A 23609-nucleotide genomic window follows, 5' to 3' on the forward strand; every position below is an offset into this window, starting at 1 on the left:
AATGCTGGAGCAAGTTATTTTATTTACTATCATTATGTCATTTCTAATTTCTGTATTGCTTTCTCCCATTTTTATCCCTTTCTTAAGAAGGTTAAAATTTGGACAAAGCATTCGTGAAGAAGGCCCGAAATCCCATCAAAAGAAAACGGGTACACCGACAATGGGTGGGATTATGATCTTATTTTCGATTATTATTACCACTCTAGTGATGACCGGAAAGTTTTCTGCGCCAACCGTAAAAACCTATTTACTTTTACTAGTGACATTCGGCTTTGGCTTACTCGGTTTTCTTGATGATTTTATCAAGGTGGTATTAAAGCGAAATTTAGGGTTAACGTCCAGACAAAAACTTTTGGGACAAATCATTATTTCAGTCATTTTCTATTTTGTTTATAAACAAAATGATTTTCCGACGGAGATTACTTTACCTTTTGGAGATTACTCCTTTGATTTAGGTTGGTTCTTTGTCTTTTTCATTATTTTTTGGCTTGTGGGTTTTTCCAATGCAGTCAATTTAACGGATGGACTTGATGGATTAGTATCAGGTACAGCGGCCATTGCTTTTGGTGCATATGCTGTGCTGGCCTGGAATCAATCGCAGGTAGAGGTAGCGATTTTTTCCGTTGCCATTGTTGGAGCAGTGTTAGGATTTTTAGTTTTTAATGCGCATCCTGCTAAGGTTTTTATGGGAGATACTGGTTCGCTTGCATTAGGCGGAGCGATTGCAGCTATTGCCATTCTAACGAAGCTTGAAATTCTGCTCATTATTATCGGCGGAGTATTCGTCATTGAGACCTTATCAGTTATTCTGCAGGTCATTTCTTTTAAAACAACAGGCAAGCGGATTTTCCGGATGAGCCCGTTGCATCACCATTATGAATTAGCTGGCTGGTCTGAATGGCGAGTTGTTGTTACTTTTTGGAGTGTTGGACTAATATTAGCGATTCTTGGAATCTATATCGAGGTGTGGTTGTAATTGAAACAGATTGAGACGTATCGTCATAAAAAGATTCTTGTTCTCGGACTTGCAAAAAGCGGGGTGACCGCTGCTGCACTCTTACATAAGCTTGGGGCATTTGTAACGGTAAATGATCGAAAGCCATTATCTGAAAACCCTGAAGCACGTGGATTGTTAGAAGAGGGGATCAAAGTTATTTGCGGTGAACATCCCGTAGAGCTTCTTGATGATGGGTTTGAACTAATTGTTAAGAACCCGGGAATTCCTTATAACAATCCAATCATTGAAGGGGCTCTTGAAAAAGGGATCCCTGTCATTACAGAGGTTGAACTGGCTTACCAAATTTCCGAAGCGCCGTTTATTGGGATTACCGGTACAAATGGAAAAACGACGACCACAACCCTTTGTTTTGAAATGCTGAATGAAGGAAAAAAACAGCCGCTGATTGCTGGGAATATCGGAACAGTGGCTTCAGGCGTGGCAGAAGAGGCAACGAAAGAAAATACGATTGTCATCGAGTTATCTTCCTTTCAGTTAATGGGGATTGAGGCATTCACCCCTAAAATTGCAATTATCACAAATATTTATGATGCTCATTTGGATTATCATGGCTCGAGAAAAGAATATATAAAGGCAAAAGCAAATATAACAAGAAATCAAACCGAAAATGATTATTTAATCGTTAATTATGATCAAGAAGAAACGATGGAAATTGCTCGTCATTCCAGGGCTAAAATTATTCCATTTTCCACGAAAAGTGAATTATCTGAAGGGGCTTATCTTTGTGGTGAGTGGATTTGTTTTAACGGTGAAAAAGTGATGGATGTGAAAGATATTGCCCTGCCTGGTGTACATAATCTTGAAAATATTTTATCTTCGCTTGCCGCAGCCAAGCTTACCGGGGTAGACAATCTCGCCATTCAAGAAGTACTCAGAACATTTACAGGAGTAAAACATCGTTTGCAATATGTGAGTGAAATTAACGGGCGTAAATTTTATAACGATTCAAAAGCTACCAATATTTTAGCTACAGTAAATGCATTAGCTGCTTTCAAAACTCCCGTTGTTTTATTAGCAGGTGGTTTGGACAGGGGAAATGAATTTGATGAACTGATTCCCTATTTTAAGAATGTTAAAGCGTTAATAACATTTGGTCAAACTGCTCCAAAGCTTGAACGTGTTGCGAAAGAGGCTGGAATAAAATTGATGAAGCGTGTCGATAATGTTGGGGAAGCCGTGCCTGTGGCTTATCAGTATTCCGAATCAGGTGACGTTATTTTGTTATCTCCTGCATGCGCCAGCTGGGATCAATATAAAACTTTTGAAGTAAGGGGAGACATTTTTATCGAAGCCGTGCATAAGCTTAAGTAAGGGCTTGTCCAAAGGAAAGCGCAAGGCGCCTATCGGTCGCTAGCGTTAGACAATCATAGTGCTCTCCACCGAGGTTCGCTATAAGCCCTAAAACTGGTAGTTGAGGTGTTTAGTGGTGCCGACAAAGAGAACAACCCCTGATTTTATTTTGATGATTGTAACCTTCACGCTTCTTGCCATTGGGCTGATAATGGTTTACAGTGCCAGCGCTGTATGGGCAGAATATAAATTTCATGATTCCTTCTTCTTTGCAAAAAGACAAACCCTTTTTGCAGGGGTGGGAATCGCTGCAATGTTTTTCATTATGAACATCAATTATTGGACTTGGAGGACATGGGCAAAAACGATCGTAATTGTTTGTTTTGTTTTATTGGTCCTTGTTTTGATCCCTGGGATTGGTAATGTTCGAAATGGTTCAAGAAGTTGGATTGGCGTAGGGGCATTTTCAATTCAGCCATCCGAATTTATGAAGCTGGCAATGATTGCCTTTTTAGCGAAGTACTTATCTGAACGGCAGAAATTTATTACTTCCTTCAAAAAAGGGCTTATTCCTTCACTTGGACTTGCATTTATTGCTTTTGCTATGATTATGCTCCAGCCCGATCTTGGAACGGGGACAGTAATGATAGGAACTTGTGTGGTAATGATTTTTGTTGCAGGTGCCCGCATTAGTCACTTTGCTTTTTTAGGGCTGCTGGGGGTTGCCGGATTCGTTGGGTTGATTGCTTCGGCACCTTATCGTATTAAACGGATTACCTCTTTCCTTGATCCATGGTCTGACCCGCTTGGAAGCGGTTTTCAAATTATCCAATCGCTGCTTGCGATTGGTCCGGGTGGTTTGTTTGGATTGGGGCTTGGTCAAAGCCGGCAAAAGTTTTTCTACTTGCCGGAACCGCAAACGGACTTTATTTTTGCAATCCTTTCTGAAGAGCTTGGATTTATCGGAGGTTCATTTATCTTATTGCTGTTTGCATTACTCCTCTGGAGGGGGATTCGAATCGCGCTGGGTGCTCCGGACTTGTACGGAAGCTTCCTAGCCGTTGGAATTATTGCAATGGTTGCGATTCAAGTCATGATCAATATCGGCGTAGTAACAGGACTGATGCCGGTTACGGGCATTACACTGCCATTCCTTAGCTACGGAGGGTCATCGCTGACCTTAATGTTAATGGCAATTGGTGTTCTTTTAAATATTAGCCGTTATTCAAGATATTAATTAGATGCCCTGTTTTAATAACAGGGTATTTTTCACTATAAGGCAACTCAGCCCCTATCTTCACCTGACGGCTCGCCAATCGGCGAGTTTTCTTTACATTTACATAACATTCTTTTATCAATGACTTTATTTTATAGTTTTTTATAGTAGAATGAGGAAGGTAATTAGGAAGGTAATTACGTAGGCAGCAATTATTAATGAGGTGTATTTATGAAGATAGTTGTCAGCGGAGGCGGAACGGGAGGACATATTTATCCTGCTCTTGCTCTTATAAGAGAAATTCAAAAACAGACAAAAGATGCTGAATTTTTATACATAGGAACGAAAAATGGTTTAGAGAGCAATCTTGTTCCAAGAGAAAAAATTCCTTTTAAATCGATTCATATCACTGGGTTTAGGAGAAAAATCTCCTTTGAAAATATTAAAACAATTTTTCGATTCTTCAAAGGAACACGAGATAGCAAAAAGATCTTGAAAGAGTTTAAACCGGATGTTGTGATTGGAACGGGCGGCTATGTTTGTGGTCCCGTCGTATATGCAGCCGCAAAACTTGGGATTCCCTCCATTATCCATGAACAAAACAGCGTGCCAGGTTTGACCAATAAGTTTTTAAGCCGATATGTAAATAAAATCGCTATTTGCTTTCATGAAGCGAAAGAATATTTTCCTATAGATAAGGTTGTTTTCACCGGCAACCCCCGGGCATCAGAAGTGATTGGCCAAGATGGGGTGAAAGGAAGATTATCAGCCGGCTTAAGTGCAACCGCACCTGCCGTCCTTATTTTTGGTGGAAGCCGCGGTGCTAAACCAATTAATGATGCGGTTGTAAAAGCATTATCTGAATTTGGCAGTAAATCATATCAGGTTTTGTATATAACCGGTGATGTGCATTTTGAGGATGTAAAAAAAGAAGTGGAGTTAATCGGTAATCCAAGTAATGTCATCATTAAGCCGTTTATTCATAATATGCCTGAAGTACTCTCTGGAATTGATTTAGTAGTATCAAGGGCAGGTGCTACCACGTTAGCAGAGCTTACTTCACTTGGGATTCCAAGTATTCTTGTCCCAAGTCCGTATGTTACCAATAATCATCAGGAAAAGAATGCAAGGTCATTGAGCGAAAATGGTGCAGCAAAAATATTGCTAGAAAAAGATTTGAATAACAAAAGTCTCGTTGGGAGCATTGACCAAATTTTATTAAACAAGGAAAAACTGAAAGAGATGAAGGCCAGAGCAAAGAAAATTGGTGTTCCAGATTCCGCCAACAGGCTTTTGGATTTAATAAAAAAACTAACAAACGAAAAACTAAGGTAGCCCAAATTCACTTTAAGCATAAATTGAATAAAAAAGGTTAGAAAGTCAGGGTGATTAAGTGGACGAAATGATTACACAATTGAAGGAATGGAATATTGGAAAGGTGAAACAAAATGAACTGCTGTCAAACCATACCACCATCAAAATTGGCGGTCCAGCTGATTTATTTATTGAACCTTCTTCAACTGAAAATTTAATAAAAGTAATGGAATTAGTCCGTAAGCATCAATTCCCATGGAGGGCAATCGGACGTGGTTCCAATCTTTTAGTTTCTGATAAGGGAATTGAGGGTGTGGTAATTAAACTAGGTTCCGGTTTAGATCAGCTTACTGTTAATGATTCCGAAATTAGAGTCGGCGGCGGCTATTCACTTGTAAGCTTAGCTACTAAAATTAGTAAAATGGGGTTAACTGGCCTTGAATTTGCAAGTGGAATTCCAGGGTCTGTCGGCGGGGCTGTATATATGAATGCAGGAGCACATGGATCGGACATAAGTAAAATATTATCAAAAGCTCTCATTCTTTTCGAAAATGGAAAAATGGAGTGGCTCTCCATTGAAGAAATGGAATTTACCTATCGAACCTCTGTACTACAAAAAAAACGTCCGGGAATTGTGGTAGAGGCTGTTTTCCAACTTGAAGCGGGAGAAAAAACAAGCATTGTTTCACAGATGCAAAAAAATAAGGATTACCGAAAAGAAACACAGCCATGGAATTTTCCTTGCGCGGGAAGTATTTTTCGGAATCCTCTTCCAAACTATGCCGGAAAGTTAATCGAAGTTGCTGGATTAAAGGGGCATAGCATAGGCGGGGCCAAAATCTCAGAAATGCATGGCAATTTTATTGTCAATGCCGGAAATGCAACTGCTGGTGATGTCCTTGCTTTAATACAATATGTAAAGGACACGATCTATAGTTTATATGAAGTTAAAATGGAAACAGAAGTTGAAATTATTGGCCGAAAATAGAAAAAGTGGTATTTTAAATACCAAAATTTATTGCGATTATCTAACGTTAATTTATCGTCCGAATGACAAATATTGTGATATAATTACTAATCATAAATAAAAAAACGGAAGAAAATGAATGACGGCATGATTATTCGTGCCGTTGTTTTCACTTTAAAAAGCAAATTGGAAATTTTTTAAGCTATTTTTGGGGACAAGCTTAATGTTGTTCTTTTGACGGGGGGAAAGGAATGGATAAAGGTAAAATTGTTGCTTTAGAGGACAGAATACCTAAGTTAAAAGAGCAAAGACGGCGAAAAGCAAACAGAAGGCTTATTCTCCTGCTTCTTCTGTTTTTTACATTCATTGCAGCCATTGCCTATGTGCAATCACCATTAAGCCATGTTAAACGGATTTCTGTGATTGGAAATGATTTATATTCCAGTCAGGAAATTATAAAAAAAACTGGAGTCACTAAAAATACGAATATTTGGAAGGTTAAGAGCAAGGAGATTTCTGAAAAATTAAAGGAACTTTCAGAAGTTAAAAAGGCAGAAGTTAAGATTCAATGGCCCAACACTATTATGATTACCATCCAAGAGCATAACCGAATTGCCTACCTGAAAAAAGAAGGCTCCTATTATCCTGTTATGGAAAATGGGAAAATACTTACAGGGAAATCGTTTAAAGAAATTCCGAATAATTCTCCAATTCTGTTTGATTTCGAAGAAGGCGCTGTTTTAAATGGAATGGTTGATGGACTAAAAAGTCTTCCCACTGAAATTGTAAATTCCATCTCTGAGATCCACTATACTCCGAAAAAAACAGACAAATATCATATCTCCTTATTTATGAATGATGGTTTCGAAGTAAGTGCAACCTTAAGAAGCTTTTCAGAAAAAATGGTTCATTATCCTTCAATCGTCAGCCAATTAGACCCAAATAAAAAAGGTGTTATTGACTTAGAAGTAGGCTCTTATTTCAAGGCATATGATACAAAGACGGAGGAACAAAAAGGTGGATAGGATAAAGGTCAAGGGTAATCACGTAATCTTGTCCCTTGTGTGTTTGGTGCTTGGGTATCTGATTGCCTTTTCCTATCATTTAACTCAAAGAGAACACATGAGTGATACGAAGAGGCTTTCAGACCAACAATGGGAGAAAACCCTTGATTTAAGAAACCAGTTGAATGCACAAAAGGAAACAAACAGAAAACTTGAAAAGGAATTAGCGAAAAAGCAAAATATGGTTTTTGAAAATGAAAAAGATCTTTCGAAGGAAGCGCAGGTCTTTTATAACCTTGCAGAGGATGCGGAGAAATACCGGATGTTCTTAGGAAAGGTAAAGGTAAAGGGCGGAGGGGTAAAAGTGACTCTGGCGGATGGTGCCTATGATCCTAAAGTGGTCAATGTTAATAATTATTTAGTGCATGAATTCCATGTTTTTAAAGTTGTAAATGAATTATATATCTCCGGCGCAGCGGCAATTGCCATCAATGGCCAAAGGCTGACAAGTCATTCCTACATTAATTGCAATGGTCCTGTCATTACTGTTGATGGTGTGCAGCACCCGGCACCATTTGTGATAACGGCAATAGGAGACCCCGATGTGCTATCCGCGGCATTAAATCTTACCGGAGGAGTAAAGGATCAGCTTGTGAATGATAATATTGTTTTTAGCCTTGAACAAGAAAATGAAATAACTCTAAATCCTATTCTAGGAAATTAGTAGATGAAAACGATGTCCACATTTTAATATATTAAAAGGTTAGGTGAAAAAGGTGGACAAACCGAAGAAAATCTTAAGCTTTACCTTGATTACTGCCATCATCGGTTTTATGATTGCGATTCAATTTCAAACTATAAAAAAACCGGTTGATCGTGATACACGGGATATATGGGAGATTCGTGAAGCCTTGTTAAAGGAAAAGGAATTGCAGTCGACTCTTTTAAGTGAAATTCGTTCAAATGAGGAAAAATTAACCGCATATGAGTCGAAACGAAAGAAGGGTAAGGAGCAGGCACTGAAAGATACATTAAATGAGTTAAAAGTTGAAGCCGGGTTAACAAAGGTAACAGGCCCTGGAATTACCTTGAAGATCGAACCTGCGCTTGAGGAAATTGAATTAGGGGCTTCTGTAACCAAGGAAGTTTCTCCAGATCTTTTGCAAAGATTACTAAATGAATTAAATATGTATGAGGCAAAATATGTCTCAATTGATGGGCAAAGAGTGATTAATACTACCGTTATTCGTGATATTAATGCCCAAACGAAAATTGATGGACATACCATTCAAAGCCTGCCAATAGAGGTAAAAGTGGTCGCAGACAGTATCGATACTGCAGAAAAATTGTATAATCGAATGAAAGTTTCAAAGTCTATTGAAGAGTTTTACATTGAAAATTTGCGATTAACTGTATCTTCACCCAAAACAAAAGTGACGGTTCCCGCCTATGAAAATCCAATTCGAATTCGTTATATGGAGCCGGTTAAAGGAAATGAAGGAGGAGGCAATAAGTAATGTGGCTTCCCATACTTGGATTAATCATTGGGGCGGTTCTAGGGTTGTTTACTGATATTCGAATTCCTGAAGAATATTCAAATTATTTATCGATTGCTGTGCTCGCTGCTCTAGACACTTTGTTTGGGGGAATTCGAGCAAACCTGCAAAATATTTACGATGAAAAAGTATTTGTATCAGGCTTCTTTTTTAATATCATCCTTGCAGCAAGTTTAGCTTTTCTAGGTGTCCATCTTGGTGTAGACTTGTATTTAGCAGCAGTGTTTGCATTTGGAGTCAGGTTGTTTCAAAATATTGCTGTTATTCGACGGATTTTAATAGCAAAATGGTCATCTAGCAAAGAAAAATTAGAAAAAAATTGATGAATTTTAAAGGGAATCATTTAGTTGTGACGAATAATTTTATAAGATATGTATAGGAATCTTTTTTTGAACAAATTAAAATTGTTGTTCGACTGAAGGAATGCTAAAGGAGGTGCCAAAGAATGAACAGCAATGAAATATATGTTAGTCTTGACATCGGTACATCCAGTGTAAAAGTTATCATTGGTGAAATGGTCAATGACTCATTAAATATAATTGGTGTTGGTAATGTTAAATCGGAAGGTTTACGTAAAGGATCAATTGTAGATATAGACGAAACCGTTCATTCAATAAAGAGAGCAATAGAGCAGGCAGAAAGAATGATTGGGATGGAAATTAGACAAGTCATTGTCGGAATAACGGGGAATCATGTCATGTTGCAGCCATGCCATGGTGTTGTAGCCGTTTCCAGTCCGAATCGGGAAATTACCAATGATGATGTCTTAAGGGTGATTGATGCGGCCCAAGTCGTTTCCATTCCGCCTGAAAGAGAAATTATTGGGGTAGTCTCCAAACAATTTATCGTGGATGGACTTGATGAAATCAATGATCCGCGCGGTATGATTGGTGTTCGTTTAGAAATGGAAGGCACCATCATTACAGGGTCTAAAACCATTTTGCATAATACACTGAGATGTGTTGAGAAGGCTGGGTTAGAGATCCTTGACATAACCCTTCAGCCGCTTGCTGCGGGTTCATTTGCCTTATCAAAGGATGAAAAAAATCTTGGTGTGGCCTTAATTGATCTTGGCGGCGGTTCTACCACCCTGGCAGTTTTTGAACAGGGTCATTTAAAATCAACCAGTGTCTTGCCGGTTGGAGGAGATCATATTACAAATGATCTTTCAAAGGTTTTATGCACCTCTACGGAGGATGCCGAAAAAATAAAGATTAAACATGGACATGCTTTCTATGATGAAGCTTCAGAAGATGAAGTATTCAGTGTTCCGATAATCGGAAGCGATCAGCATCAACAATTCAACCAGCTAGAAATTTCTGACATAATCGAAGCAAGATTAGAAGAAATCTTTGACTTGATTTTACATGAAATGAAACGAAAAGGCTTTAATGATTTGCCTGGAGGGTATGTGTTGACCGGCGGAATTGCAAATATGCAAGGAGTGCTGGAGCTTGCCCAGGTGATATTGCAAAATAGAGTTCGCATAGCTATACCTGATTATATTGGAGTAAGAGAGCCTCAATATACAACAGCGGTTGGTCTAATCAAATATGCTTACAAGAATGCTAGATTACCAGGGGGGACTGTTGCTGCACCATCGCCGGTTTCGGAACCGATCGAAAAGAAAGTCCCAAAACAACAACAACAACAGCCAAAAGCAAAGGTAGAAAAGCAACCAGAAGAAAAGATGTCATCAAAAGTTAAAAAAATCCTTGGTTACTTTTTCGAATAAGCATACGAAAAGGAAAATCGACGAATTAGGAGGATTTGTCATGTTAGAGTTCGATACCAATTTAGATTCTCTTGCGACAATAAAAGTAATCGGTGTTGGCGGAGGCGGAAATAACGCAGTCAACAGAATGATTGAACATGGGGTACAAGGCGTTGAATTTATTGCTGTAAATACGGATGCACAAGCCTTAAATCTTTCAAAGGCAGAAGTAAAAATGCAGATTGGCGGTAAATTGACCAGAGGTCTTGGGGCTGGGGCCAATCCTGAAGTAGGAAAAAAAGCTGCTGAAGAAAGTAAAGAACAATTAGAAGAAGCTTTACGCGGGGCGGATATGGTGTTTGTAACCGCAGGCATGGGCGGCGGAACAGGTACCGGAGCGGCGCCTGTCATTGCACAAATTGCTCGTGAACTTGGTGCATTAACAGTGGGTGTCGTTACACGTCCATTTACCTTTGAAGGAAAAAAACGTTCTACACAGGCATCTGGGGGAATTGCTTCGATGAAGGAAGCGGTAGATACCCTAATTGTCATTCCAAACGATCGTCTTTTAGAAATTGTTGATAAAAGCACACCTATGCTTGAAGCATTCCGTGAGGCTGATAATGTACTTCGTCAAGGTGTTCAAGGTATTTCTGACTTAATAGCGGTTCCGGGATTGATTAACCTGGATTTTGCGGACGTAAAAACGATTATGTCGAATAAAGGCTCAGCATTAATGGGGATCGGTATTGCAGCTGGTGAGAATCGTGCAGCTGAAGCTGCTAAGAAAGCAATTAGTTCTCCATTACTTGAAACATCCATTGATGGGGCGCAAGGTGTATTGATGAACATTACCGGCGGTTCAAACTTGAGCTTGTACGAAGTGCAAGAGGCAGCTGATATTGTTGCAACAGCATCTGACCAAGAAGTAAACATGATTTTCGGGTCAGTTATTAATGATAATCTAAAAGATGAGATTATCGTAACCGTCATTGCTACCGGATTTAATGAGGAAGTCATTCAGCCGAAAGTGGCTCGACCTTCATTTGGACAGGCTAAACCGCCAATTGGAAACGTTAAAAGAGAACCAAAGCGTGAAGAAGTACCACAAGAACCTGTACGCAATACAAATAATTCTCAAGAAGAAACTTTAGATATTCCAACCTTCTTAAGAAATCGGAATCGTAGAAGATAGAATTTTTTAAAAGAAAAGGCACGGTCCTACATATGGACCGTGCCTTTTCTTTTTATATGACTGGAAAAATACGACAAAATCTCTGACATATAGTGAAAATTTCTGCTTTTTTGTTTACAGAAAGTGACACACTTCAGCGCTCCATGTGCGTTATACTTTTTCCTAAACAAGATAAAAACAGAATAATAGAAATATAAAGAGGTTTAGTTTTCTTTTGGGGGAATCAATGAAGGGGGAAGCTATTTGATTGTATATTTAGATGTAATCTGGGCTCTAAACCTTTTATTTGATACTCTGCTCCTATATTTAACAGCGATTTTTTTAAAAAGAAAGGTTCGTTTATGGAGGTTGTTATCTGGTGGATTTATCGGTTCCTTGATCATTTTATTATCGTTTACACCCATACATGCCTTTTCAAACCATCCGATTACAAAACTTCTCTTTTCGGTATTGATGATTCTTGCCACGTTTGGATATAAGCGACTTGTCTTTTTTATTAAAGCATTAATGACATTATATGTTTCTACGTTTTTAATTGGCGGTGCACTGATCGGGGCGCATTATTTTCTACAAACAGAGTCCATCCTGCTTGCTGGACTAAAGGGATTTGGGGATCCGATCAGTTGGTTGTTTGTCTTTATAGGGTTTCCGATTGCTTGGCATTTTTCAAAGAAGAATGTGGAAGGGATGGAAATGACGAAGATTCAGTTTGACCAAATTGTTAGTGTCAACCTTACGATCAATTCTGAGGCCTATGCATTCAAAGGATTGGTGGATAGTGGAAATCAAGTGTATGATCCTTTAACAAGGCTTCCCGTTATGTTTATCTCGATTAAAAATCAAATGGAAGTTATGTCAGAACCAATCAAGCGGATGGCAGCGAACACTGAGACTTTATTAATGGGAGAGGAAGAATTACCTTCAGAATGGCAAAACAAGCTTCGAATAATTCCTTTTCGTGTGGTTGGACAAGAGCATCAACTGATTATGGCGGTAAAACCTGACTCTATATTAATTGAGAAAAACGGTGATTGCTTCCTTTGTGAAAAGGGTCTTGTGTCGTTTACTATGCAAGAGCTTTCTCCCGATGATGCTTTCCAATGCATCGTCCATCCAAAAATGCTTACTGGACCTAGACAACCCGGGAATACAGAGAAGGTAAGTTAATATTACTATACTCAGAAAAACATATTTTTAGAAGGAGGAACTTGCATGAAAAAATGGAGATTACGCTTTTCCTATTACTGGTATAAACTACTGATTAAATTGGGATTTAAAACGGATGAAGTTTATTATATTGGCGGAAGCGAGGCATTGCCCCCTCCATTAAGTAAAGATGAAGAAGAACTACTTTTGAAAAAATTACCTGGCGGAGATAAAGCAGCACGATCCATTTTGATTGAACGAAATCTCAGACTTGTAGTCTATATTGCCAGAAAGTTTGAAAATACAGGAATTAATATTGAAGATTTAATCAGTATTGGTACCATCGGTTTAATTAAAGCAGTCAATACGTTTAACCCGGAAAAGAAAATTAAGCTTGCTACATATGCCTCGAGATGTATTGAGAATGAAATTCTGATGTACTTAAGAAGAAATAATAAGATTAGATCAGAGGTTTCCTTTGATGAACCATTAAATATTGATTGGGATGGAAATGAATTATTGCTTTCAGATGTCCTTGGGACAGATGATGATATCATCACAAAGGATTTGGAAGCAAATGTGGATCGTAAGCTTTTAACGAAAGCCCTCCATCAATTAACAGATCGCGAAAAGCAAATCATGGAACTTCGCTTTGGTCTTACAAACGGAGAAGAAAAAACGCAAAAAGATGTAGCAGATATGTTAGGGATTTCCCAATCCTATATTTCGAGACTTGAAAAAAGAATAATCAAGAGATTAAGAAAAGAGTTCAATAAAATGGTTTAGTTTTGGAAAAAAAGAAAATTTTTCTAAGCAAAAAAGCTAATAATTTCGGGATGTAAGCACGATTTTCGATCAAATAGGGTCAATCAACTGCCAAGTAAAAGTGCATATTTTTCCTGCCCAAGGAGATACTGTTTTTTGTACAGCAGCTCCTGTGAGGAGGGAAAAAGGATTGACTCGAAATAAGGTTGAAATTTGCGGTGTGGATACATCAAAGCTTCCAGTATTAAAAAACGAAGAAATGAGATTACTCTTCAAGCAAATGCAAGAGGGCGACCTAACTGCCCGTGAAAAGCTCGTCAACGGAAATTTACGACTCGTGTTAAGTGTTATTCAACGATTTAATAATCGTGGAGAGTTTGTTGATGACCTGTTTCAGGTGGGCTGTATTGGACTAATGAAATCAATTGATAACTTTGATTTAAGTCAAAATGTAAAGTTTTCCACCTATGCCGTACCAATGATTATTGGAGAGATTCGTCGGTATTTACGTGACAATAATCCGATTCGTGTTTCCAGATCTCTGAGAGATATTGCTTATAAGGCCCTGCAAGTTAGAGAAAGGCTAATGAGTGAGACGTCTAGGGAACCAACTGCCGAAGAAATAGCGAAGGTTTTAGAAGTTCCCCATGAAGAAATCGTCTTTGCGCTTGATGCGATTCAAGACCCAGTTTCTCTCTTCGAACCAATTTATAATGATGGCGGCGACCCGATTTATGTATTGGATCAATTAAGCGATGAACGAAATAAAGATATCCACTGGATAGAAGAGATTGCCTTAAAAGAAGGTATGCGCAGGTTAAACGACCGCGAAAAATTAATCTTAAGAAAAAGGTTCTTCCAAGGTAAGACGCAAATGGAGGTAGCCGACGAAATTGGAATTTCTCAAGCCCAAGTTTCTCGTCTGGAGAAAGCCGCAATCCGACAAATGAATAAAAACATCCAAAATTAAGCTGTCCAAATTGGGCAGCTTTATTTGTGCATTTCAAAATAAAGTTCAACTAACAATCAGTGGGGGGGTTCTTTCCATCCCCCGCTGATTGTTAGTTGAACCAATCGGGCTTTTACGGGCAGTTGACCCCCACTTCCTAATAGCTTACTTTTTTAATCTTGAAATGGGGGTCTTACTGCCCGTTAATGCGGGATAAATCCTATCGTTTTATCATATATTTTCTATAGTATATAGAAAAATGGGAGTGAATAAGGATGGTAAAAATTTCTGACTTTCAAATAAAAGACGTTGTCAATGTATCGGATGGAAAAAGGCTAGGGAATATAGGGGATATTGAAATTAATTTATCAACAGGAAGAATTGAAGCCGTCGTCATAAGCGGAAGCGGCAGGGTTCTCGGCCTTTTTGGAAAGGATCAAGATATTGTGATTCCATGGAAGAATATTATCAAAATTGGCCAGGATGTAATATTGGTCCGTTATAAAGGCTTTGAAGAAAAAATCTCTGATGAAGCCTAAATATCACAAAGTTATCCATGCGGTGACCAATCTTGCTATTCATGGTAAACTATAGGAAAAAGAAGAGGTTAGAGAATGGATTCATTTGTTAAAGGAAATCAATCATTTTTTACAATACAAAGCTGGATGGAAAAATTCCCCCGTTTAGTTGCCGGTATTACGACCAAAAATGGCGGGGACTCAATAGGGGTATATGAGCAGCTAAACATGGGGTTTCACGTCGGTGACAATCCAATTCACGTATGCTCCAATCGAGAGAAGGTTGCTGACCTGCTCCAATTCCCTCTGAAACAATGGGTTGGTGCTGAACAAACACATGATACTGTGATTCAAAAGATTACAAAGGCGGATCGAGGAAAAGGTTCTGATGCTTATGAACATTCGTTTAAAGGGACGGATGGTTTTTATACAAATGAAGAGGGCATTTTATTAACTCTCTGCTTTGCAGATTGCGTCCCTCTTTTTTTTATTGCACCGGAGAAACATTTGATTGGAGCCGCCCATGCCGGCTGGAAAGGAACGGTCAATGAAATAGCCACCACTATGATTATGAAGTTTAAAGCGGAAGGAATTAGTCCTGACCAAATATTTGTGGCAATTGGACCGTCTATTTGTAAAAAATGTTATATTGTAGATGACCGTGTAATTGATTTTGTAGAAAAAGCACTAGAAGATGTCGAAAAAAAGCCATATAATTTAGTAAATGATGGTCAGTATTCATTAGATTTGCGTGAGCTTAACAGGCAAATTTTGATAAAGGCAGGTATACCTGATCAAAATATTCTCGTGACCGGTTTTTGCTCCAGTTGCGATGAAGGGGAATTCTTTTCCCATCGGCGCGATAAGGGACGGTCAGGAAGAATGATGAGTTTTATTGGGTGGAAGGAGAGCTAAAACGATTATGAAAGTAGCAGCAAAGCTGGAACATATTAATGAGCAAATATTAGAGGCATGTCGAAAAGTTAATCGAAAGCCCGACGAAATAAAGGTAATTGCCGTTACGAAATATGTGAGTACGGAAAGAGCGATGGAAGCAGTTGAAGCTGGTATCTTAAATCTGGGTGAAAACCGTGACGAAGGTCTTCTCAAGAAATGGGAAGTGTTAGGGGACAAGCCTAAATGGCACTTCATTGGAACTTTGCAAACAAGAAAAGTAAAAAATATCATCGATAAAGTAGAATATATTCATTCATTGGACCGACTTTCCCTAGCTGAGGAAATTAATAAGCGTGCAGTGGCCCCAGTTAAATGTCTCGTTCAGGTGAATATTTCCGAAGAGGAATCAAAACATGGCTTAACACCTGAAGAAGCAATTGAATTTATTAAACAGCTTCAGCCATTGGAAAACATTCGGGTTGAGGGCTTGATGACAATGGCACCTTTTACCGATGATGAGAATGTGCTTCGTAATTGTTTTCGCGGGTTAAGACAGTTGCGGAACCAAATCATGGAACTTCAACTAGATTATGCGCCTTGTACAGAGCTTTCGATGGGAATGTCCAATGATTTTGCAATTGCAATCGAAGAGGGAGCAACAATGGTAAGAATAGGAACAGCACTAGTCGGCGAAGATGATTAGGAGTGGATGATGATGAGCATAAAGTCAAAATTAAAAACGTTTTTCTTTTTAGATGAGGAATTTGATGAAAATGAGGACTTTGTAGAAGAAGTTCAGCCAGTCAGACAGCCCAAACCAGCTGCTAAACCTCAAAATGTTGTAAGCTTGCAAAGTGTACAAAAATCTTCAAAGGTTGTCCTCGTTGAACCGCGCAACTATTCTCAGGCGACTGAGATTGCTGATCATTTAAAAAATCGCCGTGCTGTTGTCGTTAACTTGCAGCGTATTGATAATGAACAGGGAAGACAAATTGTAGATTTTTTAAGCGGTGCAGTATATACCATCAGCGGAGAAATTCAAAAAATTGGCGAAAAGATTTTTTTGTGCACACCTGATAATGTAGAAGTGTCCGGTAATATTACAGAAGCATTGGTGAAGGAAAGTGAATTTCAGGATACGAGGTGGTAAACGGAAATGGATTTAATTTTTAATCTATTAATTCAGTTAATTGGAATTTATCGTTGGATTCTAATCATTTATATTTTAATGTCTTGGTTCCCAAATATGAGCAGCTCGCAAATTGGTTCTTTCCTTGCACGAATTTGTGAACCGTTCCTAGAGCCATTCAGACGGATTATTCCTCCAATTGGCATGATGGATCTATCCCCATTGGCCGCATTTTTTGTTCTTTATTATGCTCCGGTAGGACTAAGAGCATTGCAAAATTGGATTGGTTAATTTGGGTTTTACCGCTTTAGTTAGGAGACGGTTATGAATATTTATCAGCATTTTCGGCCTGAAGAGCGGGAATTTATCGATCAGGTACTACATTGGAAGGATTATGTGGAATCCTCTTATTCTACTAGGCTGACGGATTTCCTTGATCCAAGGGAACAGCATATTTTAAAGGTCCTGATTGGTGAAAATAGTTCAATTCAATACCGCTTTTTTGGCGGTAATTTAGGCGTTGAAAGAAAAAGAGCGCTAATTATTCCTGATTATTTTTCAGAGACACTTGATGATTTCCAAATTGCATTATTTGAAATTGAATATCCCTCCAAATTTTTGACGATTGAACATCCAAAGGTGTTAGGAACACTAATGTCATTGGGCTTGAAACGGGGAAAATTCGGAGATATTCTGTTTGAGGGTGACAGAGTTCAATTTTTTGCTTCAAAGGAAGTTAGTGATTATATAAAAATGAATCTGCAAACCATTGGGCGGGCCACCGTACGATTGAAGGAAATAGAACTTGATCAGGCAATTTCTGTACACAATGAATGGGTAGAAAGCGAAATGACAGTTTCATCTTTACGATTAGATACGGTAGTTTCTGGAATTCATCATCTCTCCAGGCAAAAATCGCAGCTGCTGATTCAACAAGGCTTAGTTAAGGTTAACTGGACGCTAACCGAAAGCCCTTCCTTTGAATGTGGAGAAGGCGATTTAATCTCCGTCCGCGGACATGGCAGAGTAAAAATTTTGTCAATTGATGGAAAAACGAAGAAAGAAAAATGGCGAATGCGAGTCGGAAAACAAAAATAATTTATATTCCAGCAGGAAAATCGAAAATCTTGTCGAATTAATATTGTTATACATACAGACTTATTGACTTATGGAGGTGGCATCATGCCCTTAACGCCGTTAGATATACACAATAAAGAATTTAATAAAGGTTTTCGAGGCTACGATGAGGATGAAGTAAATGAATTTCTTGATCAAGTAATTAAGGATTATGAATTAGTTTTACGCGAGAAAAAAGAATTGGAAGAGCGTTTAAATGAAATGAATGAACGCTTGAGCCATTTTGTAAATATTGAAGAAACATTAAATAAATCAATTGTTATTGCTCAAGAAGCGGGTGAAGAGGTAAAACGAAGTGCGCAAAAGGAAGCCAAGCTGATTATTAAAGAGGCTGAGAAAAATTCAGATCGGATTGTAAATGAATCCCTGTCTAAAGCACGAAAAATTGCAATGGAAATTGAGGATTTGAAAAAGCAGTCAAAAGTCTTCCGCACAAGATTTAAGATGCTAATTGAAGCCCAGCTTGATATGTTGAACACAGATGATTGGGATCATTTATTAGAATACGAAATTGATGCAACCGAACTAAAAGTTCACGAAGAGGAAGATTCATTAGCTTGACGAATCTTTAGATAATAGCATATAATTTTCTAACAGATTAAATAGTATGGACAATGACGATGAAAGGGATAGTACAATTTTTCGGATGCTTTTACTAGCGAGCCGGGGAGGGTGAAAGCCCGGTAAAGTTGAAAAGTTGGAAGATCACCCTTGAGTCCCAGGCTGAAAATCTTTGTAAGGTTAGTAGGCTTTGGCGTATGATTCACGTTACGAATGGTTAAGCGGATGGGTACAAAAGTACTTGTCTATCAGGGTGGTACCGCGGGAAAAAACCTTCTCGTCCCTATTTTGGGATGAGAGGGTTTTTTTATTGTAAAAATGGTCTAATCTGATCAATAGAAATATTTATTGGAGGAAGAAAAAATGGATTATAAAGATACGTTATTAATGCCAAAGACTGAATTTCCAATGAGGGGCAATCTTCCGCAAAGGGAGCCAGATATCCAGGCAAAATGGGAAGAAATCGATATTTATGCAAAAGTACAGGAAAGGACAAAAGGACGTCCAATGTTTGTCCTTCATGACGGACCTCCATATGCAAATGGCGATATCCATATGGGTCACGCGCTGAATAAAATTTTAAAAGATTTTATCGTTCGCTATAAATCAGCTAGCGGTTTCCAAGCGCCATATGTACCGGGCTGGGACACACATGGTCTGCCAATCGAACAGGCATTAACCAATAAAGGTGTAAAGCGGAAAGAAATGACCGTTGCAGAATTCAGAAAGCTTTGTACTGAATATGCCTTACAACAAATTGATAACCAACGCACTCAATTCAAACGTCTTGGTGTTCGCGGTGATTGGGAAAACCCTTATATCACTTTGAAGCCGGAGTATGAAGCACAGCAAATTAAAGTATTCGGGGAAATGGCGAAAAAAGGCTATATTTATAAAGGCCTTAAGCCTGTTTATTGGTCACCATCCAGTGAGTCAGCTCTTGCTGAGGCAGAGATTGAGTACCAAGATAAACGTTCAGCGTCCATTTATGTTGGTTTTAAGGTGAAGGATGGAAAGGGTGTCCTTGATACCGATACCCAAATTGTCATCTGGACAACGACTCCTTGGACGATTCCTGCAAACTTGGGTATCTCTGTTCACCCTGATTTAACATATGTAGTTGTAACAGCAAACGGAAATAAATACTTAGTTGCCGAAGCTCTTTTAGAAGCTGTAACAAAGGAAATTGGCTGGGAAGAAACAGTTGTTGTACAGAAACTAAAAGGTACTGAATTAGAAAATATCATTGCTGCGCATCCGCTATACGGCCGTGATTCATTAGTTATGTTAGGAGAGCACGTCACAACAGATGCCGGTACTGGCTGTGTCCATACTGCACCAGGCCATGGGGAAGATGACTTTTATGTCGGTCAAAAATATGGTTTAGAAGTACTTTGTCCAGTAGATGATAAAGGGCATATGACGAATGAAGCACCTGGTTTCGAAGGATTATTTTACGATCAAGCGAATAAACCGATTGCAGAAGCCTTAGAAAAAGAAGGAGCACTGTTAAAGCTTTCATTTATTACACACTCCTATCCACATGATTGGAGAACGAAAAAACCGGTCATTTTCCGAGCTACTGCCCAATGGTTTGCTTCAATTAAAGATTTTCGTAATGAGCTCCTTGAAGCGGTTAAGGAAACCAAATGGGTTCCTGCATGGGGAGAAACTCGTCTATTTAATATGGTCCGTGACCGTGGTGATTGGTGTATTTCCCGCCAACGTGTCTGGGGTGTACCAATCCCTGTATTCTACGCAGAAAATGGCGAAGAAATCATCACGGATGAAACGATTAATCATGTATCAGAATTATTCCGCCAGTTTGGATCAAATGTTTGGTTTGAACGTGAAGCGAAAGAGTTGCTTCCTGAAGGATTTACCCATCCAGGCAGCCCGAATGGCACATTTACAAAAGAAACAGATATCATGGACGTTTGGTTTGACTCCGGATCTTCCCATCAGGCTGTCTTACTAGAGAGAGAAGATTTAGTCCGCCCGGCAGACCTATATCTTGAGGGTTCTGACCAATATCGCGGCTGGTTTAACTCTTCACTTTCTACAGCTGTTGCGGTTACAGGAAAAGCTCCATATAAAGGAGTACTAAGCCATGGTTTTGCGCTTGATGGTGAAGGCCGAAAAATGAGCAAATCATTAGGAAATACAGTACTTCCATCGAAGGTTATGAACCAGCTTGGCGCTGATATTTTACGCTTATGGGTAGCTTCTGTTGATTATCAGGCAGATGTCCGTGTATCAGATGCCATTTTGAAACAAGTTGCCGAAGTTTATCGGAAAATCCGTAACACGTTCCGTTTCTTGTTAGGAAACTTAGCAGACTTTAACCCAGCTTCTGATAAGGTTGCTTTTGAAAACCTACGAGAAGTGGATCAATTTATGCTTGTTAAATTAAATAAGCTAATTAAAAATGTCCGAAACGCATATGAAAATTATGAGTTTTCCGGTATTTATCACGCTGTAAATAATTTCTGTACACTTGACTTGAGCGCATTCTATTTGGATTTTGCAAAAGATGTTCTTTATATTGAGGCAAAAGACAATCATGAACGTCGTGCCATCCAAACTGTTTTGTATGAATCATTGGTTGCTTTAACTAAATTGGTTTCACCGATTCTTTCTCATACAGCAGATGAGGTTTGGAAGTTTATTCCTGATGTTAAGGAAGAGAGTGTTCAATTGACAGATCTTCCTGAATACGTAGATTATGCAAATGCAAAAGATTTAGAGGAAAAATGGTCAGCATTTATGAATCTCCGGGATGACGTCTTAAAAGCGCTAGAAGAAGCTAGAAATGAAAAAGTAATTGGAAAATCGTTAACAGCAAAAGTTACTCTGTATGTAAATGACAAAACAAAAGCTCTTTTAGATTCGATTCAAGAAAACTTGCAGCAGTTATTTATTGTCTCCGGTTTTGAAGTTGCTGGCTCTATGAAGGATGCACCTGAAAATGCTCTTAAACTTGATAATGCAGCGATTGTTGTCACCAAAGCGGAAGGTGAGACATGTGAGCGCTGTTGGGTTGTTTCAAAAGAGGTTGGTCAGGATCCAGAGCATAAAACACTTTGCCCGCGCTGTGCAGAAGTAGTAAAAGAAAATTATACACATTTAGCCTAATGAATAAGCCCTGTGCTAGCACAGGGCTTTTAAAATTATCTAGCTCCAGCTCCTAGCCACTCGAGGTCGCTATACTATCCTGCTCCTGCGGCAAAGAATATTCGAGGAAGTACTGTTCACCTCGTCGCATGCCTGCAAAGATGAAAATTCAGTGATGTAGGCATGCCAGTGAAGTCAAAGAACGACTTCACCTTCATGCCCGCAAGCAGCTGTCGGGGCTGACCAAGGCGCTTCCGCTTTTAAAATTTTCCACCTCCGTTAATTGTTGTTTTTGATGTCAAATGTTTATCCGTGTCAGCTTTGGTCTGACGGAGGATAATAATGAAACAATAATGAAAGCGGAGGTAACAACTATGAATGCAATGCAGGAAAAGCTGTTTTTGGAACTCCGTCAAACAAAAGAAGAAATTGAACATTCACTAAAGCACAAGAGTAAGCGGGAGTGGATTACCTCTATATTGGAGGCAGAGCTTGCTGATATTGATTCTGCTATGGAAAAAATGAAACATGGCCAGTATGGTCAATGTGAAATTTCCGGTGAATTACTTCCGGATGATTTATTACAAATAATCCCCACGTTAAAGTCAACAAAAGATTCAGAGTATTTGGTTAGATTTTATAAAAAACCGATAAATTCCTCTTTTTAATCCATCACATTGTCGTTTCGCTGTTCATTATGCTAAAATGCTAAGGAAGTAATGTTAAATGTGGAGGTATTTCTTAGTGTTTTATTACTTAATTGCGATTTTTGTTATTGTATTGGATCAAATTACGAAGTGGCTAATTGTAAGTAAAATGCATTTTGGCGAAAGCATCACCATTATAGAAAATTTTCTTTATATTACCTCCCATAGAAATCGAGGAGCTGCATGGGGAATTTTACAAGGACAAATGTGGCTATTTTACGTCATTACCTTAGTGGTCATTATTGCCTTAATTTACTATTTACAAAAAGCAGCAAAAGGTAAATGGCTGCTTGGAGTTTCCCTCTCCTTTATGCTTGGAGGGGCTATTGGGAATTTTATTGACCGGGTAATTCGTAAGGAAGTTGTTGATTTTATTCATACGTTTATTTTTGGCTATAATTTTCCAGTGTTTAATATTGCAGATTCGGCATTAGTAATCGGCGTAATTTTATTAATGATTTCGATGCTGCGTGATGAGAGAGAATCAAAGGAGAAATCATATGGAGAAAATGGAACACACCATTCTTGAGGAACAAAAGGGCGACCGCATTGATAAAGTAATTTCTGCGCTTGATGAAGAATGGTCAAGAACACAGGTCCAACAATGGATAAAGGATGGAAATGCCCTCGTTAATGGACAAGTGGTGAAAACAAATTATAAATGCGCTATAAACGATCTTATCGAAATTACGATTCCGGATCCAGAACCACTCGATGTGATTCCAGAGGAAATGGACTTAGATATTTATTATGAGGATACCGATGTGTTGGTTGTAAATAAGCCGCGAGGAATGGTTGTTCATCCTGCGCCAGGTCATTTAACTGGAACGCTTGTAAATGGCCTAATGGCACATTGCAAGGATTTATCCGGTATTAATGGGGTATTACGTCCTGGAATTGTTCATCGAATTGATAAAGACACCTCAGGTCTTTTAATGGTTGCCAAAAACGATATGGCGCATGAAAGCTTAGTAAATCAATTAGTTGAAAAATCAGTAACCCGTAAATATAAGGCAATTGTACATGGGGTTATCCCGCATGATTTTGGTACAATTGACGCACCGCTGGGAAGGGATCCAAAAGACCGTCAAAGCATGACTGTGGTGGATGATGGCAAACATGCCGTGACCCATTTCCATGTGCTGGAGCGTTATAACCATTTTACCTTGGTAGAATGTCAATTAGAGACAGGGAGAACCCATCAAATTCGTGTTCATATGAAATACATTGGCTATCCACTTGCGGGAGATCCAAAGTATGGACCGAAAAAAACACTTGATATTGACGGACAAGCATTGCATGCAGGGGTACTGGGTTTTGTTCATCCACGAACTCAGGAATATCTGGAATTTGAAGCTCCAATTCCTTCCGATTTTGAAAGGCTGTTAGAGCAATTACGAAATAATCGTTGA

25 protein-coding genes and 1 other annotated feature are annotated in these 23609 nt (G+C 38.8%); all 25 genes read left to right on the forward strand.

Going from position 1 to position 23609, the window contains the following annotated elements; translation table 11 throughout:
* Position 1: 1 nt before the first annotated feature.
* Entirely contained in the window at positions 2-976 is a 975-nt protein-coding gene (gene mraY, locus ACFQZ9_RS06165; RefSeq protein WP_198311141.1) for a phospho-N-acetylmuramoyl-pentapeptide-transferase, read from the forward strand.
* A complete protein-coding gene (gene murD / locus ACFQZ9_RS06170; RefSeq protein WP_498942766.1) occupies positions 977-2329 on the forward strand; it encodes a Mur ligase family protein in 1353 nt (450 codons plus the stop codon). It abuts the gene before it with no gap.
* A 151-nt stretch (positions 2330-2480) separates the two neighbouring features.
* Complete coding sequence (spoVE, locus tag ACFQZ9_RS06175; protein WP_498943594.1) at positions 2481-3545, forward strand: stage V sporulation protein E; 1065 nt, start codon at positions 2481-2483, stop codon at positions 3543-3545.
* Between the two features lie 210 nt (positions 3546-3755).
* Positions 3756-4859, forward strand: coding sequence for a UDP-N-acetylglucosamine--N-acetylmuramyl-(pentapeptide) pyrophosphoryl-undecaprenol N-acetylglucosamine transferase (murG, locus tag ACFQZ9_RS06180; protein ID WP_498942767.1), 1104 nt, complete (start codon positions 3756-3758; stop codon positions 4857-4859).
* Positions 4860-4926: 67 nt separating this feature from the next.
* Positions 4927-5826, forward strand: coding sequence for a UDP-N-acetylmuramate dehydrogenase (murB, locus tag ACFQZ9_RS06185; RefSeq protein WP_498943595.1), 900 nt, complete (start codon positions 4927-4929; stop codon positions 5824-5826).
* Positions 5827-6056: 230 nt separating this feature from the next.
* Positions 6057-6830, forward strand: a complete 774-nt coding sequence (locus tag ACFQZ9_RS06190; RefSeq protein WP_498942768.1) for a cell division protein FtsQ/DivIB — start codon at positions 6057-6059, stop codon at positions 6828-6830.
* Positions 6796-7533, forward strand: a complete 738-nt coding sequence (locus ACFQZ9_RS06195) for a DUF881 domain-containing protein (protein ID WP_198311147.1) — start codon at positions 6796-6798, stop codon at positions 7531-7533. The genes ACFQZ9_RS06190 and ACFQZ9_RS06195 overlap by 35 nt, the downstream gene beginning before the upstream one ends.
* Before the next feature lie 52 nt (positions 7534-7585).
* Entirely contained in the window at positions 7586-8326 is a 741-nt protein-coding gene (locus ACFQZ9_RS06200) for a DUF881 domain-containing protein (RefSeq protein ID WP_198311148.1), read from the forward strand.
* Positions 8326-8688, forward strand: a complete 363-nt coding sequence (locus tag ACFQZ9_RS06205; protein ID WP_026574800.1) for a small basic family protein — start codon at positions 8326-8328, stop codon at positions 8686-8688. Before ACFQZ9_RS06200 ends, ACFQZ9_RS06205 begins: the two co-directional genes overlap by 1 nt.
* A gap of 122 nt (positions 8689-8810) precedes the next feature.
* Positions 8811-10100, forward strand: coding sequence for a cell division protein FtsA (ftsA, locus tag ACFQZ9_RS06210; protein ID WP_198311150.1), 1290 nt, complete (start codon positions 8811-8813; stop codon positions 10098-10100).
* Between the two features lie 40 nt (positions 10101-10140).
* Positions 10141-11274 carry a cell division protein FtsZ gene (gene ftsZ, locus ACFQZ9_RS06215; RefSeq protein WP_133332512.1) on the forward strand — a complete coding sequence of 378 codons (1134 nt, stop codon included), beginning with the start codon at positions 10141-10143 and terminating at the stop codon, positions 11272-11274.
* A 243-nt stretch (positions 11275-11517) separates the two neighbouring features.
* Complete coding sequence (gene spoIIGA / locus ACFQZ9_RS06220; protein ID WP_498942769.1) at positions 11518-12441, forward strand: sigma-E processing peptidase SpoIIGA; 924 nt, start codon at positions 11518-11520, stop codon at positions 12439-12441.
* A 45-nt stretch (positions 12442-12486) separates the two neighbouring features.
* Complete coding sequence (sigE, locus tag ACFQZ9_RS06225; RefSeq protein WP_026574804.1) at positions 12487-13206, forward strand: RNA polymerase sporulation sigma factor SigE; 720 nt, start codon at positions 12487-12489, stop codon at positions 13204-13206.
* Between the two features lie 169 nt (positions 13207-13375).
* Positions 13376-14155 (forward strand): RNA polymerase sporulation sigma factor SigG, encoded by a 780-nt coding sequence (gene sigG, locus ACFQZ9_RS06230; protein WP_026574805.1) that lies wholly within the window; start codon positions 13376-13378, stop codon positions 14153-14155.
* Between the two features lie 254 nt (positions 14156-14409).
* Positions 14410-14673 (forward strand): YlmC/YmxH family sporulation protein, encoded by a 264-nt coding sequence (locus ACFQZ9_RS06235; protein ID WP_133332509.1) that lies wholly within the window; start codon positions 14410-14412, stop codon positions 14671-14673.
* Between the two features lie 75 nt (positions 14674-14748).
* A complete protein-coding gene (gene pgeF, locus ACFQZ9_RS06240) occupies positions 14749-15567 on the forward strand; it encodes a peptidoglycan editing factor PgeF (protein WP_498942770.1) in 819 nt (272 codons plus the stop codon).
* 7 nt (positions 15568-15574) lie between these two features.
* Positions 15575-16252 (forward strand): YggS family pyridoxal phosphate enzyme, encoded by a 678-nt coding sequence (locus ACFQZ9_RS06245; protein WP_498942771.1) that lies wholly within the window; start codon positions 15575-15577, stop codon positions 16250-16252.
* Positions 16253-16264: 12 nt separating this feature from the next.
* The gene (locus ACFQZ9_RS06250; RefSeq protein ID WP_198311155.1) at positions 16265-16699 is read left to right on the forward strand and encodes a cell division protein SepF; all 435 of its coding nucleotides are present in this window, start codon (positions 16265-16267) and stop codon (positions 16697-16699) included.
* A gap of 6 nt (positions 16700-16705) precedes the next feature.
* Positions 16706-16969 (forward strand): YggT family protein, encoded by a 264-nt coding sequence (locus ACFQZ9_RS06255; protein WP_498942772.1) that lies wholly within the window; start codon positions 16706-16708, stop codon positions 16967-16969.
* Between the two features lie 33 nt (positions 16970-17002).
* The gene (locus ACFQZ9_RS06260) at positions 17003-17776 is read left to right on the forward strand and encodes a YlmH family RNA-binding protein (RefSeq protein ID WP_498942773.1); all 774 of its coding nucleotides are present in this window, start codon (positions 17003-17005) and stop codon (positions 17774-17776) included.
* Between the two features lie 84 nt (positions 17777-17860).
* The gene (locus tag ACFQZ9_RS06265) at positions 17861-18376 is read left to right on the forward strand and encodes a DivIVA domain-containing protein (RefSeq protein ID WP_198311158.1); all 516 of its coding nucleotides are present in this window, start codon (positions 17861-17863) and stop codon (positions 18374-18376) included.
* Positions 18377-18426: 50 nt separating this feature from the next.
* Positions 18427-18664 (forward strand) — a binding site (T-box leader).
* A gap of 75 nt (positions 18665-18739) precedes the next feature.
* Positions 18740-21511: an isoleucine--tRNA ligase gene (gene ileS, locus ACFQZ9_RS06270; RefSeq protein WP_498942774.1), complete on the forward strand. Its 2772-nt coding sequence runs from the start codon at positions 18740-18742 to the stop codon at positions 21509-21511.
* 353 nt (positions 21512-21864) lie between these two features.
* Positions 21865-22158, forward strand: a complete 294-nt coding sequence (locus tag ACFQZ9_RS06275; protein WP_498942775.1) for a hypothetical protein — start codon at positions 21865-21867, stop codon at positions 22156-22158.
* A gap of 76 nt (positions 22159-22234) precedes the next feature.
* Positions 22235-22726 carry a signal peptidase II gene (lspA, locus tag ACFQZ9_RS06280; protein ID WP_026574815.1) on the forward strand — a complete coding sequence of 164 codons (492 nt, stop codon included), beginning with the start codon at positions 22235-22237 and terminating at the stop codon, positions 22724-22726.
* Positions 22698-23609 (forward strand): RluA family pseudouridine synthase, encoded by a 912-nt coding sequence (locus ACFQZ9_RS06285; RefSeq protein WP_498942776.1) that lies wholly within the window; start codon positions 22698-22700, stop codon positions 23607-23609. Before lspA ends, ACFQZ9_RS06285 begins: the two co-directional genes overlap by 29 nt.

The sequence above is a fragment of the Neobacillus sp. GCM10027624 genome (assembly GCF_042675345.1).
Lineage (GTDB): Bacteria > Bacillota > Bacilli > Bacillales > Cytobacillaceae > Neobacillus > Neobacillus cucumis_D.

Excerpts from the sequence above, each read along its gene's own strand:
- mraY (WP_198311141.1), top strand. The coding sequence starts at position 2 with ATGCTGGAGCAAGTTATTTTATTTACTATCATTATGTCATTTCTAATT.
- spoVE (WP_498943594.1), top strand. The coding sequence starts at position 2,481 with ATGATTGTAACCTTCACGCTTCTTGCCATTGGGCTGATAATGGTTTAC.
- murG (WP_498942767.1), top strand. The coding sequence starts at position 3,756 with ATGAAGATAGTTGTCAGCGGAGGCGGAACGGGAGGACATATTTATCCT.
- murB (WP_498943595.1), top strand. The coding sequence starts at position 4,927 with ATGATTACACAATTGAAGGAATGGAATATTGGAAAGGTGAAACAAAAT.
- ACFQZ9_RS06190 (WP_498942768.1), top strand. The coding sequence starts at position 6,057 with ATGGATAAAGGTAAAATTGTTGCTTTAGAGGACAGAATACCTAAGTTA.
- ACFQZ9_RS06195 (WP_198311147.1), top strand. The coding sequence starts at position 6,796 with ATGATACAAAGACGGAGGAACAAAAAGGTGGATAGGATAAAGGTCAAG.
- ACFQZ9_RS06205 (WP_026574800.1), top strand. The coding sequence starts at position 8,326 with ATGTGGCTTCCCATACTTGGATTAATCATTGGGGCGGTTCTAGGGTTG.
- ftsA (WP_198311150.1), top strand. The coding sequence starts at position 8,811 with ATGAACAGCAATGAAATATATGTTAGTCTTGACATCGGTACATCCAGT.
- ftsZ (WP_133332512.1), top strand. The coding sequence starts at position 10,141 with ATGTTAGAGTTCGATACCAATTTAGATTCTCTTGCGACAATAAAAGTA.
- sigE (WP_026574804.1), top strand. The coding sequence starts at position 12,487 with ATGAAAAAATGGAGATTACGCTTTTCCTATTACTGGTATAAACTACTG.
- ACFQZ9_RS06235 (WP_133332509.1), top strand. The coding sequence starts at position 14,410 with ATGGTAAAAATTTCTGACTTTCAAATAAAAGACGTTGTCAATGTATCG.
- pgeF (WP_498942770.1), top strand. The coding sequence starts at position 14,749 with ATGGATTCATTTGTTAAAGGAAATCAATCATTTTTTACAATACAAAGC.
- ACFQZ9_RS06245 (WP_498942771.1), top strand. The coding sequence starts at position 15,575 with ATGAAAGTAGCAGCAAAGCTGGAACATATTAATGAGCAAATATTAGAG.
- ACFQZ9_RS06250 (WP_198311155.1), top strand. The coding sequence starts at position 16,265 with ATGAGCATAAAGTCAAAATTAAAAACGTTTTTCTTTTTAGATGAGGAA.
- ACFQZ9_RS06255 (WP_498942772.1), top strand. The coding sequence starts at position 16,706 with ATGGATTTAATTTTTAATCTATTAATTCAGTTAATTGGAATTTATCGT.
- ACFQZ9_RS06260 (WP_498942773.1), top strand. The coding sequence starts at position 17,003 with ATGAATATTTATCAGCATTTTCGGCCTGAAGAGCGGGAATTTATCGAT.
- ACFQZ9_RS06265 (WP_198311158.1), top strand. The coding sequence starts at position 17,861 with ATGCCCTTAACGCCGTTAGATATACACAATAAAGAATTTAATAAAGGT.
- ileS (WP_498942774.1), top strand. The coding sequence starts at position 18,740 with ATGGATTATAAAGATACGTTATTAATGCCAAAGACTGAATTTCCAATG.
- ACFQZ9_RS06275 (WP_498942775.1), top strand. The coding sequence starts at position 21,865 with ATGAATGCAATGCAGGAAAAGCTGTTTTTGGAACTCCGTCAAACAAAA.
- ACFQZ9_RS06285 (WP_498942776.1), top strand. The coding sequence starts at position 22,698 with ATGGAGAAAATGGAACACACCATTCTTGAGGAACAAAAGGGCGACCGC.